Origin of the sequence: Niabella yanshanensis, assembly GCF_034424215.1 — a bacterium.
GTDB classification, from domain to species: Bacteria; Bacteroidota; Bacteroidia; order Chitinophagales; family Chitinophagaceae; genus Niabella; species Niabella yanshanensis.
The window spans coordinates 32,157-51,553 of sequence record NZ_CP139960.1; the positions used below are offsets into that span (position 1 = coordinate 32,157).

At 44.9% G+C, this 19,397-nt stretch carries 10 protein-coding genes; 9 read left to right on the forward strand and 1 reads right to left on the reverse strand.

The features are described from left to right. Positions 1-282: 282 nt before the first annotated feature. From U0035_RS00080 to U0035_RS00120, 9 genes are all read left to right on the forward strand, one after another. A complete protein-coding gene (locus U0035_RS00080; protein WP_114791288.1) occupies positions 283-3,516 on the forward strand; it encodes a SusC/RagA family TonB-linked outer membrane protein in 3,234 nt (1,077 codons plus the stop codon). A gap of 100 nt (positions 3,517-3,616) precedes the next feature. Next, positions 3,617-5,509 (forward strand): RagB/SusD family nutrient uptake outer membrane protein, encoded by a 1,893-nt coding sequence (locus U0035_RS00085; protein WP_114791467.1) that lies wholly within the window; start codon positions 3,617-3,619, stop codon positions 5,507-5,509. A gap of 65 nt (positions 5,510-5,574) precedes the next feature. Continuing rightward, the gene (locus U0035_RS00090; RefSeq protein WP_162817889.1) at positions 5,575-6,792 is read left to right on the forward strand and encodes a DUF4959 domain-containing protein; all 1,218 of its coding nucleotides are present in this window, start codon (positions 5,575-5,577) and stop codon (positions 6,790-6,792) included. Between the two features lie 124 nt (positions 6,793-6,916). Continuing rightward, positions 6,917-8,077 (forward strand): DUF4998 domain-containing protein, encoded by a 1,161-nt coding sequence (locus tag U0035_RS00095; RefSeq protein ID WP_114791290.1) that lies wholly within the window; start codon positions 6,917-6,919, stop codon positions 8,075-8,077. A gap of 131 nt (positions 8,078-8,208) precedes the next feature. Next, positions 8,209-9,507, forward strand: coding sequence for an SGNH/GDSL hydrolase family protein (locus U0035_RS00100; protein ID WP_162817890.1), 1,299 nt, complete (start codon positions 8,209-8,211; stop codon positions 9,505-9,507). A gap of 44 nt (positions 9,508-9,551) precedes the next feature. Continuing rightward, positions 9,552-10,913, forward strand: coding sequence for a hypothetical protein (locus U0035_RS00105; protein ID WP_114791292.1), 1,362 nt, complete (start codon positions 9,552-9,554; stop codon positions 10,911-10,913). Between the two features lie 163 nt (positions 10,914-11,076). Next, positions 11,077-13,803, forward strand: a complete 2,727-nt coding sequence (locus U0035_RS00110) for a family 78 glycoside hydrolase catalytic domain (protein WP_162817891.1) — start codon at positions 11,077-11,079, stop codon at positions 13,801-13,803. Between the two features lie 61 nt (positions 13,804-13,864). After that, positions 13,865-16,771 (forward strand): glycoside hydrolase family 38 N-terminal domain-containing protein, encoded by a 2,907-nt coding sequence (locus tag U0035_RS00115; protein WP_114791294.1) that lies wholly within the window; start codon positions 13,865-13,867, stop codon positions 16,769-16,771. Between the two features lie 9 nt (positions 16,772-16,780). Next, on the forward strand, positions 16,781-17,743 hold the full coding sequence (locus U0035_RS00120) for an alpha/beta hydrolase (protein WP_114791295.1): 963 nt from the start codon (positions 16,781-16,783) through the stop codon (positions 17,741-17,743). A 72-nt stretch (positions 17,744-17,815) separates the two neighbouring features. Here the strand turns inward: U0035_RS00120 and U0035_RS00125 are convergent, their stop codons facing one another. Next, positions 17,816-19,366: an MGH1-like glycoside hydrolase domain-containing protein gene (locus U0035_RS00125; protein ID WP_114791296.1), complete on the reverse strand. Its 1,551-nt coding sequence runs from the start codon at positions 19,364-19,366 to the stop codon at positions 17,816-17,818. Between the last annotated feature and the right edge of the window lie 31 nt (positions 19,367-19,397).

The following is a 19,397-nucleotide window of genomic DNA, read 5'->3' on the forward strand; positions in this document are numbered from 1 at the left end:
TGAAACGAAGTACCATGAGTTGAGTTAATACAGGTGAAGAACAGTCCTGTCATAAATTGTTTTGTACTTTTTTTATTCAAAACTTTTGCCAAATGGAGATTGATATCAGGATTCTTATAGCTGCTTACTTTTCAAAACAGGTAACCCACGCGACATAGTTGTCGCAGATGAAATTGCATACGTTTTCTTGCCGTAAAAGAGAGACTATGTCTTTTACCGGAAGGCACCTTGGTGTTGACGGGTATGTAGTATATTAACGCATTATATATAAACGAGTCAAAAATGAAAATTAAACCTCTGCTGCATTCTTTGGAAATGAAACGAACCATGCGTCATCTGGCGCTTCTCTTTGGGTTTATATGTATAGCCGTCATCGCCGGTGCCCAGGATACTATCAGGGTTTTTGGTAAAGTAATTAACCCGGATGGTGCGGCTGTGGAAAACGCTACGGTTAGTATTAAGGGTACCGCCAGGGGCACTGCAACCGATCAAAATGGTAATTTCCTCATCATGGCTTCAACAGGAAAGGACTCTATTCAGGTCTCTGCGATAAACTATAAATCGAAAACCTTGTTGGTGAGTACGGGAAAAGAATTAGTAATCGTGCTGGAATCTGATGATGATGCCCAAAACCTTGGCCAGGTAGTGGTACAGGTAGGATTTGAGGCACGCCGGAAGGAACAGGTGGTAGGCGCTGTAACATCCATTGATCCGGAAGAATTGCGAATACCTTCCAGTAATCTTACTACTGCCTTAGCCGGAAGGGTCGCGGGCGTAATAGGTTATCAGCGCAGTGGCGAGCCAGGTAGAGACAATGCTGAGTTTTTTGTAAGGGGGGTGACCACTTTTGGCTACAAGAATGGGCCGCTTATTTTAATAGATGGCATCGAATCGACAACAACCGACCTGGCCCGTTTAACGGTAGATGATATTGCGGCTTTTTCTATTCTCAAAGATGCAACATCCACCGCTGTTTATGGCGCCCGGGGTGCCAATGGTGTTATCCTCGTAAACACAAAAAAGGGAAAAGCAGGCAGTGCTAAAATATCGCTGCGGGTTGACCAGGCCTTTTCTATGCCAACCACCGATATTGAATTGGCGGACCCTGTTACTTATATGAAGATGGCCAATGAAGCGGTATTGACCAGGGACCGGCTGGGCAGTATCCTTTATTCTGATGATAAGATCAATCGTACCGGGCAGCCGGGTTCAGATCCGCATATTTACCCGGCTAATGACTGGCGGGATATCCTGTTTAAGGACTACACCAGCAACCAGCGATACGCTTTAAACGTTAGCGGCGGCGGCGGTGTGGCGCGCTACTTTATTTCTGGAGCTCTTAACCAGGATAATGGGGTGTTAAAGGTAGATCCGGTAAATAATTTCAATAGCAATATCAACCTCAAAAGCTATTCATTACGTTCCAATATAGACATTGATATTACTAAATCAACCATGCTGACGGTAAGGTTGTATGGTAATTTTGATGATTATCGTGGTCCATTATATAACGGGGAAGAAATGTATGGCATGGTGATGCATTCTAACCCTGTTCAGTTTCCTGCCACTTTTCCGAAAGACGAAGATCACGCTTTTGTAAAGCATATCATTTTTGGTAACAATGTAACACGCAGCAACCGGGGATCTTTATACCTGAATCCTTACGCAGAGATGGTGAGAGGTTACCGTGACTGGAACCGCTCGAAAATGATGGCGCAGATGGAAATAGCCCAGAACCTGGGAAAAGTGATAAAAGGATTGAACTTCAGGGGTATGTTTAATATTGAACGTTACGCCTATAATACGGTAACCCGTTCGTACAATCCTTTTTATTACGAAGTATCCAACTATGATCCGCTTACGCAGCAGTATTCCTACAATGTTATCAATTCATCTGCCAATCCGCAACCAGTGGGCCCTGTTGGAACAGAATATTTAAGCTTCAACGCCAACCCAAATAGCAGGGAAGTGAATTCCAACTTTTACGCCCAGGGTGTATTGAACTACGATAACGTAATAAATAAAGTACATAATATAAGCGGTATGCTGGTGGGCATTATGCAGCAGCGGCTTAATTCAGCAGCCAATACGCTGCTGAATTCTTTACCGCTGAGAAATACAGGTTTGTCGGGCAGGTTTACTTATGGTTTTGACACCCGCTACCATGCCGAATTTAATTTCGGTTATAATGGATCGGAGCGCTTTTACCAGGAAAAGCGTTTCGGCTTTTTCCCTTCAGGAGGTATTGCCTGGACCATTCATAACGAAAAATTCTTTGAAAATCTTAAGAATACCGTAAATACTTTAAAACTTCGCTATACCTATGGTATTATCGGTAACGATGCCATAGGCTCTGCTGATGACCGGTTCTTCTATCTTTCCGAAGTAAATATGAACTCGGCACTCAGGGGAGCCACTTTTGGAAGGGATCAGGCAGGTGCTACGCGGTATTTACCGGGTGTATCGGTAAACAGGTATGCCAATGAAGATATTACCTGGGAAAAATCCTATCAGCAAAACCTGGGCCTGGAACTGGGACTGTTTCGTGCCATTACCCTCAATGTAGACTTCTTTAAACAGCGCCGTACCAATATCCTGATGACACGTGCATTTGTTCCAACTACAATGGGGTTGTCGGCGCCGATACGGGCGAATGTAGGGGAAGCTTCTTCGCAGGGTATTGATGCGGCTTTAACTGTAAGCAAAACTTTCGACAATGGTTTGTTTCTGTCTGCAATGGGGAACTTTACCTACGCTACTAACAAATACCTGGTAAACGAAGAACCTGAGTATCAAAATGAGCCCTGGCGTTCGCGCGTGGGCCAGAATATTAACCAGACGTATGGGTACATTGCAGAGCGGCTTTTTGTCGATGACGAAGAAGCACTGAACTCTCCGTCCCAGAATTTCGGGCGGCCTGTATTGGGAGGAGATATCAAATTCCTGGATGTCAATGGCGATGGCCGGATCACATCAGCGGACCAGGTGCCGATAGGGTATCCCACGGTGCCGGAAATTACTTATGGCTTTGGCCCGTCTGCCTCGTATAAAGGATTCGATTTATCCTTGTTCTTCCAGGGGCTGGCAAACGAATCTTTCTGGCTGAATTATGTAACTCCAAGGTCCGACAGACCCTATTGGGGGCTTAACCCCTTTGTTGGCGACCGTCAGGTGTTAAAGGTAATTGCCGATGACTATTGGAGCGAGCAGAATCAAAACATTTACGCGCTTTGGCCTCGTCTCAGCAACTTTGATCATCCGAATAATGCCCAAACCAGCACCTGGTTTATGAGAAACGGCGCTTTCCTTCGCCTTAAAACGGTTGAGTTGGGTTATACGCTTCCCCAGCGGTTAACCAATAAAATACGCTCCTCGGCCATCAGGATCTACTTCAGCGGCAATAACCTGCTTACGTTTAGCAAATTCAAACTCTGGGATCCGGAGATGGCGGGCAGTGGTTTGGCCTACCCGGTACAGAAAGTATATAACCTGGGTTTGCATTTTAATTTTAATTAACCGATCAATCTAAACGAAACGGTATATGATCAACTTGTCTTATATCAAAGGAAATAAATTACGCAAAGTTTTATCAGAAGAAAACTTTAAAGCCAAAAATATGCGAATCAAAATAGTGATGCTCAGCGCTTTTATACTGCTCGTCGCATGTATGTCTTCCTGTAAGAAATACCTGGACATTGTCCCCGACAATGTAGCTACGCTGGAAAACGCGTTTGCTATGCGCGGCGAAGCCGAAAAATACCTTTTTACCTGCTACTCTTATATGCCCAGAGACGGAGAAATTAATGGCACCCCGGCTTTATTTGGAGGCGATGAAGTATGGGAACTTCCGGATATCAGTGAAACCAGCGCATATAGGCGCCTTGCTGAGGGCAACCAAAACGTAATTGATCCTATTGGTAATGTTTACTGGACGGAGATGTACCGGGCAATTCGCGATTGTAATATTTTCCTGGACAATATCGGGCCCGTTCCGGACATGGAAATGCAGGAAAAGCGGCAATGGATTGCCGAAGTAAAAACACTGAAAGCTTACTATCACTTCCTGCTGGTGCGTATGTATGGTCCGATACCGGTTATAAGAGTCAATTTACCGGTTTCTGCCGGTGTTAAGGAAGTAAAGGTTTTTCGCGAACCGGTGGACTCCTGCTTCGGGTATATCGCGCAGCTGCTGGATGAGGCTAAAGACGACCTGCCCGAAACGATTATAGACCCGCAATACTACGGGAAGATCAACAAACCGATAGCCTATAGTTTGAAGGCCAAAGTGTTGACTTTTGCCGCCAGTCCGCTGTTTAATGGCAATGCAGAGCAGTCCGGTTTGAAGAATTCAGATGGTACGCCATTATTCAATTCCGAGTATTCGGAAGCTAAATGGCAAAGAGCGGCTGGCGCCTGCCGGGAGGCGATTGCAGTATGTGAAAAAGCAGGTATCAAGATTTATGAGCATCCTAATGTAAAAGCTGCTTTTTTAATAAGTGATACTACGCAAACCGAGTTAAGCCTGAGAATGGCTTTTTCTGAAAAATGGAACTCAGAAATTATATGGGCCAATACGCAAAGCTGGGTGGGCAGGATACAGGTAATAGGTGCTCCCGATTGGGCGCCCAGCACACAGGCAAGGGTATGGATGGATAACCGTTACAACGCCCCTTTAAAAGTGGCTGAGCAATTTTACACCAATAATGGCCTGCCTATTAACGAAGACAAAACCTGGAATTATGGGGAGCGATATACTACCCGGCTGGCACCGGCAGGCCATCGCCTTTATATCAGAAACGGATTTCCTACTGCCTCGCTGAATATGAACCGTGAACCGCGTTTTTATGCCAACCTGGGTTTTGATGGTGGTATATGGTATGGACAGGGTAAGTTTAATGATAAGCTGGAATCCGATCTTTATTGGCTTCAATTTAAATTGGGCGATCCGATTGGAAAAAGCTCTGCCTTCAATGGTCCCGTTACGGGCTATCCCATAAAAAAATGGATACATCCCGATAATGTAAGAAGTCCTTCCAGTTACACGACTATTCCGTATCCATGGCCAATCATGCGTTTGGCAGATCTGTATCTTTTATACAGCGAGTGTCTGAATGAAGCAAAAGGCCCGGATGCTGAAGTATTTTCATATCTCGATAAAGTGAGGGAACGCGCGGGCATACCGGCAGTGCAACGGGCATGGACAGATTTTTCCACCAACCCGGCCAAAATTACTACTAAAAATGGCCTGCGGGAGATTATTCAACGCGAACGGTTGAATGAGCTGGCCTTTGAACAACAAAGATTCTGGGATATACGCCGTTGGAAACTGGCCATTACTGAAATGAATAAAGCCATCACAGGCTGGAATATTTATGGATCAACTACTGAAACTTATTACAGGCCAACCAATATTTTTCAGCAGCGTTTTGGGATAAAAGATTATTTCTGGCCTATCGCAGAAAGCAATCTCAATGTAAATACCAACCTGGTACAGAATCTTGGATGGTAGTGTACCTTTTGGGGCAGTATAAAGTAACAAGGTTTGCTTATATAAATTGTAAAAAACTCGTCTATATGATGAAAAGAAAATATCAGTTATTAATTGGAGTACTTCTTTTACTGGTTGCCTTTAGCTGCAACCGGAACGAAGAATACATTGATTATACAGATGCTAATGCACCTGCCCCGGCGCAGGTAAGTAATGTAACAGTAATACCTAAAAGTGGCGGTGCACACCTGGTATATAAAGTTCCGAAAGATCCCAATCTGAGATATGTTAAGGCCGTTTGGGAAACGGCTGCGGGTTCGAAGTGGGAAGTGAAGGCCTCCTATTATACCGACACCCTCAAAGTGGAAGGTTTTGGTGATACCAACGAGTATGATGTGAAATTATACAGCGTAGGAAAGAACGAAAAAGAATCGGAGCCGTTAGTAGTTAAGATCAAACCGCTGCAGCCCGTTATTCAATCAGCTTATGAAAGCCTGCAGGTAGCGGGCACTTTTGGAGGGATCAATGTAAAACTGCAAAATCCCGAGCGTGCCAGCCTCGCCGTAGTTATTATGCAGGATACGCTTAATAACGGCAATTATGCAGAACTGACTACTTACTACACCGCCGCTGATAATGTTAATTTTTCAATCAGGGGTATGGATACAACCGAAAAAAAGATTGCGGTACTGTTAAGAGATCGCTGGAATAATAAAACCATTCAGAAAAAGGCTGATATAAAGCCCTGGTTTGAAAAACTCATTGACAAAGTGAGCTGGCAGGCATTAGAGCTACCGGGAGATAATTATGAGTTTGTAGAAAACTATCCTTTGCGTAAAATTTTTGACGGTGGTTTTGGTTACTGTTGTCTTTTTGCCACCAGGACCTACCAACTACCGCAAACCTTCACGATAGACCTTGGCAAACCTGTGGCTATCAGCCGTATGAGAATGTGGCCGCATCTGGATGCTGCCTACGGCGGATCCCACCCAAAAGATTTCGAAATCTGGGGTTCTAACTCGGTTAATCCCGATGGCGATTATGTGGATCTGGCAAACAAGATCTATCGTGACAACTGGCAAAAAATAGGCACTTTCAAGTCTTTTAAGCCATCAGGAGAGGGACCGGTGACAGCCGAAGACCGCGATTATGCATTGAACAGGGGAGAAGAATTTGAGTTTGAAGCCGGTATTCCTACCGTACGGTATATTCGTTTCAAAACTTTAAATACCTGGGGTATTTCCAGCGGGCAAACGCAGATCGTTATACAGGAGCTTACCTTATGGGGGCAGGAAGGGCAATAAATTATTATTAAAAAGACTTACTTGAAATAAACGGATTGAAACTTCAGGGTATGAATGTTCAAACAATACAGAGAAGTTAAATCCTAATGAAAGAACCGATCATAGAAATATAAATCATTTACGAATGAAGACAAGTATATACTATTTTATCATCGCACTGGTAGTGATAGCTGGTTGCAAAAAAATGGATGATACCTACAGGCAGTATGTGGTTCCGGACGGAGTGACTTATGTAGAGCGTGCTAAAAATGTGAAAACATACACAGGGCTTACCCGTGTGAAATTTGTATGGTCAGCTCCGGTTGATCCCAACGTTAATAAAGCACGCATTTACTGGAATAATTATGCAGATTCTGTAGAGTTGAATATTCCTGCGAATATTGACTCCGTGTCCTATTTTTTAAGTATACCCGAAGGCACTTATTCTTTCATTATACGAACTTTTGACGACCAGGGTCACCAGTCGGTTCCCGTAGAAGTACAGGGAAGATCAGTAGGCCAGACTTTCCAGTCGAACATGTTTAACCGCCCGCTGATCAATAGTTTTATTGATGATGCAAACGGCGTTCTCAAATTTACCTGGGGCGGCGCTGATACCTATAACGGAAGTATCGGGCTTCAGTTGAATTATACAAATAAGCAGGGTAGTGAGAAAAAACTATTTGTTGGCACCGAAGCTGTTGAGACCGCTGTTGAAGACTACAAAGAAGGTACGGGTATATCTTATACCACATTGTACCTTGCTGACACTACATCTATCGATACGCTGAAGACGGCACAGGTGCTTATTCAACCACAGGACGTCGTATACAGGCTTGACCGTACAAAATTCGCTCCTCTTAAACTGGCTGGCGATGCGAACGAAGCCTGGGGATGGGCGATGCGCAATATGTGGGATGGTAAAACGAATGCAGAGCCAGGGTTTCATACGGCCGATGCAGCCATGCCTCAACATATTACTTTCGATTTAGGTGTCACCAACCGGTCTTTATACTCTTTCAGAACCTGGCAAAGACAGGGACAACAGTACCTGGGAGGCAACATGAAACGATTCTCTTTGTGGGGATCCAATACATTGGCGCCTGAATGGAGCAATTGGACAAAGCTCGGAGACTTCATTTCCGGTACGCATAATTTTACCCAGGGTAAATTATTTATGATCCCTAAAGGTGCAAAAGCATACCGCTATATGAGGATCCAGGTGCAGGAGGCCTGGGATGGCAAAGCTGTCGGCGCATTCCATATTATGGAAATAGAGTTGATGGCTAATTTAGGTACGCCCTGATGCGGTATGAATAGCGGATGCAGTATGCAAAGTGAAACAATTAGTAGTGCCATATGCGATTATTATAAATTTTATTTCCCCGTCTACGTAATCATACAGGAGCGATTCAAGAACGCTGCATAAACAATTTAATGAGCTATCTATTCCCATTAGCAATGAACATTAAAATATTAGCCAGTATAGCCTGGTGCTGTAGTTGCTTTGCTACCGCAAACGCACAGGCACCGAAGGGCTCGACATCCGACGCATTTTCAATTGGTATCTTTTACGGACCCACTCAGGACCTCGCCAACGATGAACAGTTTCGCTGGATAAAAGAGGCGAATGTCGATTTTATCCAGTTTATCGGTGACAAAGCACTGGACTTTAATAAAGATGTTGACACTGCTCAACAAAGAAATCTGGCGATCCTCGACCTGGCAGCCCGTAACGGGATTCGCTATTTTGTCAGAGATCCGCGGGTAAGAGGCAGTGAACAGGACATCGCAGCAATGGTAAAAGCCTACAAATATCACCCTGGAGTGGCCGGGTATTTTATAGTAGATGAGCCGGGGAAGGATGACCTGCAATGGCCGGCTAAAGCCTATAAGACCATCCTGAAATTTGATCCGGAACGTATTCCTTCCGTTAACTTATTCCCAAGTCCTGTTTATCCTGACTATGAAGAAAACTATGTAGAAGCGTGGGTTAAAGCTGTTGGAAAAGAAAATATGAAGCTGCTTTCTTTTGATCATTATCCTTTACTGGCCAACGGAACATTTGGAGGCGCTTATTTTAAAAACCTGGATATAATCAGGCGAGCCGGTTTACGGCATGGTATTAAAACATCCATGTATCCGCAGTCGATGGGTATCATCAATGCATACCGCCGCCCGGATAGTAGTGAGCTGCGTTATAGTGCTTACACAGGACTGGCCTATGGGATCAAAAATCTGGTGTGGTTTACCTATAATACCCCGGTGCGCCAACCGGTAGAACGGTTCATGAATGCCATTATCGACAGCATGGGTAATAAAACGGATCTGTACACACCGTTTAAAAATCTTAATGCGTCTCTTCAACAGCTGGGCAAAACTATCGGTAGGCTGGATGCTGTTGAAGTATATCATTCTGATGAAATGGATGGCACCGCCGGGCTAACAGTTCCGGCATCTTTTTTCTGGCAGCCGGTTAACAAAGACAAGCGTTTCATTATTACACGCTTTAAGAACCCCCGGACTCAACAATCATTTGTGATGGTAGTGAACAAGTCTTTGAAAACATCGGAGTCTATTTCATTTACAATTGGCAAAGCAGTTAAGAAATTACGTCTCGTATCAACCCTCGACGGCAAGCAACACCGGGTTTCCTATAATCCCGGCAGGACATTTACCACCGATCTGCTGCCGGGAGAGGGGAAATTGTATGCGATTGAAGGAGGCTCTTATTGATCTGACTCCTTTTGCTGTTCATCCGGTTAAAAAGCCTTTTTAAAATGGTATTCAACAGAAAACAATCCGGCATCATTTTCTTTTTGATTTTGCTTTTTTGGAAGGCGGAGACCATCGCACAAAAAAGCAGCATTATTTCGAAAGAGGACCTTGTTTATTTAAAGGGTATTACGAGGGCGGTGTTAGATAGTTCACGTATCCGTCCGGGACAGCCAATGCCTGCTGGTTTTGGGATAAACAATACCGGGGGAACCCTGATCAGGCCGGGAGGCAGGGAAACTTACCCCGCTTTTTGGATCCGGGATTATGCCATGAGCCTCGAAACCGGTATGGTCTCAGTAGAAGAGCAGCGACATATGCTAAAGCTCACCGCAGCCACGCAGTGTGATCAAACCTGGATCACCAAAGGAGGGAGCATGGTGCCTTATGGTGCGATTGCAGATCATATACTGGTGAATAATAGCATGCCGGTTTATTTCGCAGGTACATACGATCTGGAGCAGCAAGGTACACATGCATTTGGCATGTTTCCTCCTTATTGTGATCAGTTTTATTTTATTAAGATGGCGCATCATTACGTGAACAGTACAGCCGATCTGAAAATACTGAGTACAGAGATTAATGGGAACTCACTTATTAGCAGACTGGAAACTGCTTTTCATGTGCCTCCATCAGACAGGAAAACACATCTTGTATATAGTATAGAAAACTACAGGGCAGTAGATTTCGGTTTCCGTGACGCGATACATATTACCGGTGATCTGTTATTCCCTTCCCTTCTGAAATACGAAGCAGCCTTAGAATTATCAGATCTGTTTAAAAGAAGGGGGAATACCGGGAAAGCTTTAAAATATATAAATATAGCTGCGGCTATAAAGGCTGCAATCCCGGGGAAATTTGCCGACAGCGATGGCATGTTGCGGGCTTCAACAGGTAAGAGCGCGCAGCGGGATGTTTGGGGTACCGCACTGGCAATATACATGAACCTGTTACCTGCGCCTTTGGTGAACAGGGCCTCACAGGTATTGACTGCTGCTTATAAAAATGGTAGCCTGGCTTATAAAGGCGCTATCCGGCATGTGTTGAAAACCGATGATTTCAGCACGGCCACATCCTGGGAAGGCGCTATACCTGAAACAACTTTAAACAGTTATCAGAACGGAGCTTATTGGTTCACTGCAACGGGTTGGGTAGCGTATGCCATTTCGAAGACAGATAAGGCAAGTGCCGGTAAATTAACCCGGGACTATATTACGGAGCTGAGGTTGACAGACTATCGCAGGGGTAGTGGCTTTGCCGGACCGCTGGAATGCTTTTACCCTCCATCCTATACCCGCGGACCCGTTTATCTTACATCGGTATCCTGTCCTTATATAGTTTTAAATAAAATGATGATCAATGATTAGCGGAAAAGTATTTAGTTTTTTGGTTTCAAGCAAGAGTAATAGGTATTTACCGGAGGGGTATGTCTTATTTGTTCCAAGTATTTGCCATGCGTGGTTTAATTCAACAGGCTTCAACTTTGGTTGCCCGAAAGCAGCACGTAAGCCATTGGTGTATATAACCTGTATGCTTCTTTTGTTTTTTACGGGCTTACGGACCAGTGCGCAAACGCTGTTTCCCGACCAACTGCGTTGCGAGTTAATCGAAAACCCATTGGGACTTGATATCGATAAGCCTTCACTGAGCTGGCGCTTTAAAGCTGTGGGAAAAAACAGGAAGCAAAGTTCCTATGAGGTAATAGTAAGTAAGGACAGTTTATTTCGTTCGGGAAACATCATGTGGGTTTCCGGGAAAACACCATCATCAAAAAATAATTTGATTTTGTACGCCGGAAAACCGCTCTCTTCTTTTACCCGTTATTTCTGGAAAGTACGTGTTTATGACCAGGATGGAAAACCTTCTCCCTGGAGTCAAAATGCCTGGTTTGAAACCGCTGCGTTAACTGAAAGTCATTGGAAGGGTAACTGGATCGGCGATGGTAGAAAAACCCCGGAGCAGGATGCCGATTTCTATAAGGACCGGGCAGCACCCGTATTCAGAAAAACTTTCACATTGAGAAAAAAGGTGATAGCTGCCCGGCTGTATATTGCCGGCCTGGGATATTATGAAGCCTCAATCAACGGGAATAAAGTCGGGACCGAAATGCTGGCACCAGGATGGACCAGTTTTGATAAAACGGTTCTGTACAGGTCGATGGATATTACACCGATGCTGAAAGAGGGTATGAACGCAGCAGGCGTTATGCTGGGTAATGGTTGGTACAACCCGCTTCCATTGCGCATGTGGGGTGTTCATAATTTACGGGAACGCCTGGCTATCGGAGAACCCTGTTTAAAAGCAATGATCAGGATCTCTTATTCAGATGGTTCGAAGGAAGAGATTAATACAGATCAGAGCTGGCAAACCGTAGGTGGCCCGGTGCTTAGAAATAATGTTTTTTTAGGAGAGCATTATGATGCCAGAAAACGAATCGATAACTGGCAGGGAAATCAGGGTATATGGGCAACAGCTAAATCAGCTGTGATAGTAACCGGCCCCTTAGGGAAATTAAAAGCGCAATTACAACCGGGTGTTGAAGTTACCAGGATAGTAAGACCTGTAAAAATAACGGAAGTAAAACCGGGAGTTTACCTGGCTGATATGGGACAGAATTTTGCGGGAGTAGCTCGTATCAGGCTAAAAGCAGCAGCAGGCACCCGGGTAGTATTGAGATATGGAGAAGAAGTGTATAAGGACGGTAGCCTTAATGGCATGACATCGGTAGCAGGACAGGTAAAAAACGGCAACGGCGGTCCGGGAGCTCCACAAGTCGCCTGGCAGGAAGACAGCTATATAGCATCGGGTAGGGGTACGGAGACCTGGAATCCCCGTTTTACATTTCACGGCTTTCGCTACATAGAAATAAAAGGCTGGCCAGGTGTTCCGCAGCCTGCTGATATAGAGGGCTTAAGAATGAGTGCCGCAGTAGAACAGACAGGAAGTTTTGAGTGCTCAAATCCTATGTTGAATCAATTGGCCCAAAATATAAGATGGACCTTTTTAAGTAACCTGTTCAGCGTTCAATCTGATTGCCCGGCCCGTGAGAAATTCGGTTATGGAGGAGATATGTTTTGTACCACAGAGGCTTTTTGCTATAATTTCGACATGGCAAATTTTTACAAAAAAATAATTCAGGATCATGAAGACGCCCAGCGACCTTTAGGTGGTATTACTGAAACAGCACCCTATATGGGGATTGCCGATGCGGGGCCCGGAGATCAATCGGGCCCATTGGGTTTTCAAATCGGTTTTGCCTACGCTATTAAACAGGTTTATGATTTTTACGGAGATAAAAGAGTCGTAGAGAAACATTATCCGGCACTTCAAAAACAGATCAGGTTTTTAGCCGACAGCGCCAAAAACAATCTGTATGATACTGATTTAAGCGATCATGAATCTCTGGATGAAAAACCTATAGCTTTTACCGCCTCCTGCTTTTATTTATCCCATGTAAAACTGATGAATGAATTCGCAGTAATTCTGGGTAAGACAGAAGATGCGATAAAATATCAGAATATGTCTAAAAACATAGAAGCCGCAATCATCCGGAAATTTTATAATCCTGCTAACGGCGTGTTTGCAAACGGTACGCAATCTGCCCAGTTCTTTGGACTTTGGCATAACCTGGTTAGCAAGTCAGCAAAGGACAACGCATTAAATGCCATGAAGCAGGCGGTTGCTAAAAAAGACCATCATCTCTCTACAGGTATTTTTGGTACGAAAATGTTATTTGATGTTTTACGAAATAACAACCTCAATGACCTGGCCTATCAAATAGCGAGCCAGCTGGACTACCCCGGGTGGGGACACATGATTGAAAATGGAGCAACTACTCTTTGGGAAACCTGGAAGTATTCAGATAATACCTATTCACATAACCACCCCATGTTTGGTTCAATTAACGAATGGTTTTACCGGGCTCTTCTGGGTATCAATGCTGCTGCTCCCGGGTTTAAAAAGATACTTATAAAACCTCAGCCAGCAGGCGATCTCAGTTATGCCAGCGGTAGTTATCGATCTGTAGCAGGCGAAATTAAAAGCTCATGGAAACTCGAAGCGAATGTTTATAGTTTAAATATTTCTATTCCTCCCAATACTACGGCCGATGTCTGGATCCGGACTGCCAAAGGCGCTGTTGTTACTGAATCAGGTAAAGATATCCGGAAACTCAAGACCATAGAAATGCGGCCGGGGGCTGATGGATACACCATTGTTCGGGTGGGATCGGGCGACTACCAGTTTCAAGCCCGTTAAATGCCGCGCTACCTTCGATTAAAGGGCACACAGTTTAATGATCATCGAAAAAGTATATTAAATGAAGCGGGTTATTCTAATACAGTTAATACTCTTCCTGGTTGCAATCAGCGGCTTCTCACAGGATATTACTGATATAGCTTATACGGTTAAGCCGGTATATGGCTATCGTAAGGATGGAAAACCCGGGAGAGAATTATTGATTGAATTTAAAGGCGCCAGATTAAAAAAGAGTGCGGTGGTAAGGGTGAGTGGCCCTGACGTGAACGAAAGAACGATACTTGCGGCGTCGGTGGCCGGAGACAGTGCAAGGACGGTTCTTTTACCATCCGGCCTGGGAGTAGACAAGGCAGCAGATATATCGGTAGCGTTGCAGTATGGGAGCACTCTTATAGAAAAGAAAGTACATGTTCCCCGCATGCGGCATTGGACGGTCTTTATATATCCCCATTCTCACGTGGATATCGGCTATACCAATACTCAAAAAAATGTTGAAATACTGCATAGTAAAAATGTTATCGAAGGAATTAAACTCGCAAAATTAACAAAGGATTTTCCGGGTGGCGCAAAATACAAGTGGAATCCGGAAGTGAGCTGGCCGGTAGAACGGTTATGGAATGCACAACCACAGGAAAGAACGAATATTATAAATGCTGTAAAAAATAATCAGCTTCGTTTAGATGCCGCTTATTTGCACGCGAATACAAGTATTGCAACTGATGAGGAGTTGTTTCATAATTTTCGGTTTAGTCGATATCTGCAGCAGCAAACGGGTAAAAAGTCAGATGTTTTTATGCAGGTCGATATTCCGGGTATTACCTGGGGTTTGGTTCCTGTAATGGCCCAGGAAGGCATCAGGTATGTGGTATCCTGGATCAATGGAGGCGACAGGGTAGGGAATGCACACCGGTTTGGCATTAATGGATATCCCTTCTGGTGGATAGGTCCCGATGGACAATCAAAAGTATTGTTTTTTCAACCGGGAGGTTACACCAACAGGCATAGTGTTGCCAAAGGAGGCCAAACAGGCCGTCCCTGGTTTGGCCAGCGAGATGCATCTAAAGTACCCGCAGTTATTAAAACAGGTTATTCTAATGTAGACTTTACAGCCGAGCTAACGAATTTAGAGCAGGAACGATATCCTTATGATTTTCTGGCCAGGTCCTGGACGCTTTGGGATAATACGCCGCTTGATGCAGACGTTCCCTATGCCGTAAAAGACTGGAATGCCAAGTATGCATATCCCAGAATAGTGATTACCGGCGCCAGTGAAATGATGCAACACATAGAGAAAAAATATGGAGACCAACTGCCCGAGGTAAAGGGTGATTATACCGAATACTGGACTGATGGTTTGGGTACGGCTGCCCACCTCACTGCTATGAACCGTAATTCAAAAGAATTGTTGACCCAGGCAGAAAAACTCTGGACGATGCTCAATAGCCAGCGGTCTATACCCCGTGATGAATTGGATGAGGCCTGGAGATATATCGCATTAGGATCTGAACATACCTGGAGTTTCGAAAATCCCTCTGAACCCTTTTTCCAGGATGCGATCTTTGGAGTGAAAAGCGGGTACTTTAATACGGCAAAAGAACGGGCACGCGAGATTTACGATGCTGCTCTGGCGCCCATTACAGACAAGTCGAACGGAGGATTGGGGCCACTGGAAGGTCCTGCTGCCGGTGGTGTTGCGGTAATCAATACCAATTCCTGGGCACATGGCGGCCTGGTGACTTTAAACAAAGCTGAAAGTATCTTGGGCGATAGGGTAATAGATGAGCAGGGCGTTGAAGTTCCTGCGCAACGTCTGTCTACAGGCGAATTAGTATTTTGGGCAAATGAAGTGCCTGCGCTGGGGTCACGCCATTACCGGGTTACAAAAGGTAAGCCTGATGTAAAGCAAGGCTGTTCCGTTGAAAATTACTCCATGCAAAATGGTAAGCTAAAGGTAGCGGTTGATGCTGGCAGCGGAAATATAGTGCAGCTGATAGACCTGGAAACGGGTTATAATTATGCCGATGAAAAGGTGAATGGTGGTTTGAACGCCTTTCGCTGGTTGCCCGGTAATGTTGATGCACCGGTGGCAGACAGCGTAACGCAGATCCGTGTAGTAGAAAAAGGACCGCTGGTGGTTGAGTTAGAGGTTATGTCTAAGGGGAAAGGAGTGCGATCTGTCAGCAGAAGCGTAAGGCTGGTTTGGGGACAACCCTGGCTTGACCTTAGTAATAAGGTGGATAAACTGCCGTTGTTAGAAAAAGATGGGATTCATTTTGGATTTGGATTTAATATAGCAGGCGGAAGAACAAGAGTTGATATTCCCTGGGGCGTGGTAGAGGTGGAGAAAGATCAGTGGCCTCAGGCCAATCGAAACTGGTTTACGTTACAACGTTGGCTGGATATCTCTAATGATCAGGTTGGGGTTACCTGGTGCTCCTTGGATGCGCCTTTGTTCGAGTATGGTAAAATGTCGGCCAACAATGCTCGGGGTTGGGGAAATGGAGGGCATTGGATTGAAAAGGTGGAACCTTCTTCAACGATTTATTCCTGGGTGATGAACAATCATTGGCATACTAATTTTCCATTAACCCAGGATGGTGAAACCGCTTTTCGTTACCGGATAAGGCCGCATGGCGCTTTCAATGCTTCAGTGGCTAACCGGTTTGGCATGGAGCAGTCGCAGCCGCTGGTTCATGTGGCAGCCAATATAGATCCAAAGGTCAGGCCGTTTGTGCAGCTCGATAATAACAAAGTAGTAGTATCTATACTAAAGGCAACAGGCGATGGGAAAGCTTTTATCATAAGGCTTCGGTCTTTGTCGCAAAAGGAAGAAAAAGTTCAACTAAGTTTTCCTAAACAACCCGGGATAGTTCAGGTATGTGATGTGGAAGAGAAACCTTCAAGACCGGTTACGGGAGCTATTAAAATGCTTCCCTGGGGTATGACCACCATTCGTGTTGAGCTGTAAATTTGAAGGATGATTAAATTATTGCAAATAGAGGTGGACAGGTTCTTTTTCAAAAGAAGAAGTGTATTGTTGTTACTGGCGCTTCTGACAGGATATACATGTTGTTGTCAGCCGGTAATTCAGGAAATGCCATTATTCGGAGGCCGGCCTCCGGGCACAAAGAGCCTTAAGGTAGAAGAGGATAAAAGGTATGATCCCGTTGTAGATAGCCTGGTTAGTCAGGTAACGTTTCCCACACTTTCTATATTTAAGCCCGTGGGGGTAACTCACGCCACTCCCGCGGTTATTGTTGTTCCCGGCGGCGGATATCATGTATTGCTGATTGAGCGTGAAGGACGGAAAATAGCAAAAGCGCTTAATGAAAAGGGGATAACAGCCTTTGTACTTAAGTATCGGCTTCCATCGGCAGATTATTTCGACAACAGGCAAATTGCACCACTCATGGATCTTCAGCAGGCTATTTACCTCGTGAAAAAAAATGCTGCCAAATGGGGCGTGAACCCGGAAGCTGTTGGTTTAATGGGATTTTCTGCAGGCGGGCACCTGGCTTTGATGGCCGGCACCCATTATGACACCAGCTTTATCGCTTCTCCGCCTGGGGCTCCTATCAAACCCGATTTCCTGATATTGGTAAATCCTGTTGTAAGCTTTTGGGATAGTGCCGCGCACATCGGTTCGCGGGACAATCTTTTGGGGAAAAATCCAAACGCGCAAACCCTGAACTTTTATTCCGGGGAGAAAAATGTCAGGAAGGATATGCCTGCAGTTTTTTTAGCTCATGCATTAAATGATCAGGTAGTTAAAGTGGAAAATACACTGAATCTTTTTAATGCATTAAGAGCAAGGGGAGTCGTTTCGGAAATGCATATATATGCAAAAGGTGATCACGGATTCCTGAATGATACACCTCCGCGCGACGAATGGTTGAATAGTTGTTTTTACTGGATGAAAAGCATGGGATGGCTTAACTAAATTCAGAACTGTTGATCAGTATTTGACCTGAGGCAATATGCTGCCCTATATTGAATGCCTGGCAATCCTTTACTAACGTACTATAAACCGGATATTGTCCGCTTGTTTATTTTTATTAGATACACTATGAATTATCGTTTGGCCTTCACTGCTCCTGATGGTGCGACGGCTGTTGCCGGCATCATCAGTTGCCCGTAGCCTGGTATTTTGTAAAACAGGCCAGCCAACAACTACATCCCGGATTTCAGTAAGACCATGAATCGAATAATTGATGCTGACTACATTTTCCTTCCATTCTATTTCAAGGTCCAGGCGACTGTCATCGGGCAATTTAAGATTGCGGAGTGCCAGCTTTTCATTTTTTAAGGAAGCCGACAAGTTGGGCACAATTCGTACCTGACCGGTAAACCGGTTGTACTCAATTCCAAAAATATCCTCTACCAGCAATTGGATATACTGGGCTGCAGACCAGGCATATCGCTTTACACCGTGACCGCTGCCATCAGAGGGCTTCAGGAACTCATGATAGTTGTTGTTGAATAATTGTACGGTCTTAAGCGCGAGATAAGCAGCAAGATCATATCGGCCAATATCCTTTAGTCCCTGAACTGTAACATAATTCCTTAAACTCCAGATGCTGCCAGACCATGCCGGCGCCCCATTATAGGCACCGGTGGTTTCATTGTAAATGGACGCTGTTTTGGCAACGCTGGTTAAAGGTCTTGTTTGCCAGTTGAAACTATGGTTGTTGGTGAGCAAACTGACCATCCGGGTAGCCCGGTCGGCAGACGCTATATGCATATAAAGAGGATCAAAGGCCGACACAATAAGTGTGCTGTCGCGACGTTTATGGATGACGTCGAAGGAAAAGTATCCGCCCGCCTGTTCATTCCACATGTAATGGTTGATAGCGTCAACCAATTGCGTCCGGCTATTTATAAAAAGTTTTTCATCATCCTTCAAACGCAATCGGGAAGCGAGTTGTGCCATGTATTGGCAGGCTCCGGCCAGTTCCACATTCAGGTCAACCTGCGCCGTAGTTTTGAGCCGGTTTTCGATAGGAGGAAAAGATTCTTCGAATACACCGGTGATAAGGCCGGTAGCAGCATCACGGCGGGCATCAGAAAACCACCATTTCCAATACCTATGAAGCATGGGATACACTGCTTTTAACAATGTGCTATCGTTGGAGTGCTGTAATACCGAGTAAGCTGCGGAAAACAATTTTGGCAATGAGCTGCAGGTAGGGTAGTCAGGCACTTTATCATGGCCATACAATGGTATTCTTCCATCCGGCTGCTGTACTGCAATAAAGCCGCGCAGCATGTTCTCCGAAAATCGTTGGTTGATCCATTTGGTCGCCTGCAGGCTTATAGATGCATCTAATTGCCACCAGCAACCGCCATAATGCCCTCCCGGCGCTATAAAAGGATAGGAGAAGCCATAGCCCGGCACCTTAACCACACATTCATTCAATACATTAAAAGCATCGCTAAAATCGGCCTGGCTAATCCCCGGAAAATGAAGGAGAGGTATATCCCTGTTCATGGAGAAACTGTCCTTTTGGGCAGCGACTGAAGTTGTTAGTAAAAGGCTTATAAGAGCAAGGAGGAATAGGGGCATGCAATTTATTTTATAGCAGAATATGCTTTGC

Coding starts and splice junctions, on each gene's coding strand:
- U0035_RS00095 (WP_114791290.1), top strand. CDS start 6,917: ATGAAGACAAGTATATACTATTTTATCATCGCACTGGTAGTGATAGCT.
- U0035_RS00120 (WP_114791295.1), top strand. CDS start 16,781: ATGATTAAATTATTGCAAATAGAGGTGGACAGGTTCTTTTTCAAAAGA.
- U0035_RS00125 (WP_114791296.1), bottom strand. CDS start 19,366: ATGCCCCTATTCCTCCTTGCTCTTATAAGCCTTTTACTAACAACTTCA.
- U0035_RS00115 (WP_114791294.1), top strand. CDS start 13,865: ATGAAGCGGGTTATTCTAATACAGTTAATACTCTTCCTGGTTGCAATC.
- U0035_RS00100 (WP_162817890.1), top strand. CDS start 8,209: ATGAGCTATCTATTCCCATTAGCAATGAACATTAAAATATTAGCCAGT.
- U0035_RS00110 (WP_162817891.1), top strand. CDS start 11,077: ATGCTTCTTTTGTTTTTTACGGGCTTACGGACCAGTGCGCAAACGCTG.
- U0035_RS00105 (WP_114791292.1), top strand. CDS start 9,552: ATGGTATTCAACAGAAAACAATCCGGCATCATTTTCTTTTTGATTTTG.
- U0035_RS00085 (WP_114791467.1), top strand. CDS start 3,617: ATGCGAATCAAAATAGTGATGCTCAGCGCTTTTATACTGCTCGTCGCA.
- U0035_RS00080 (WP_114791288.1), top strand. CDS start 283: ATGAAAATTAAACCTCTGCTGCATTCTTTGGAAATGAAACGAACCATG.
- U0035_RS00090 (WP_162817889.1), top strand. CDS start 5,575: ATGATGAAAAGAAAATATCAGTTATTAATTGGAGTACTTCTTTTACTG.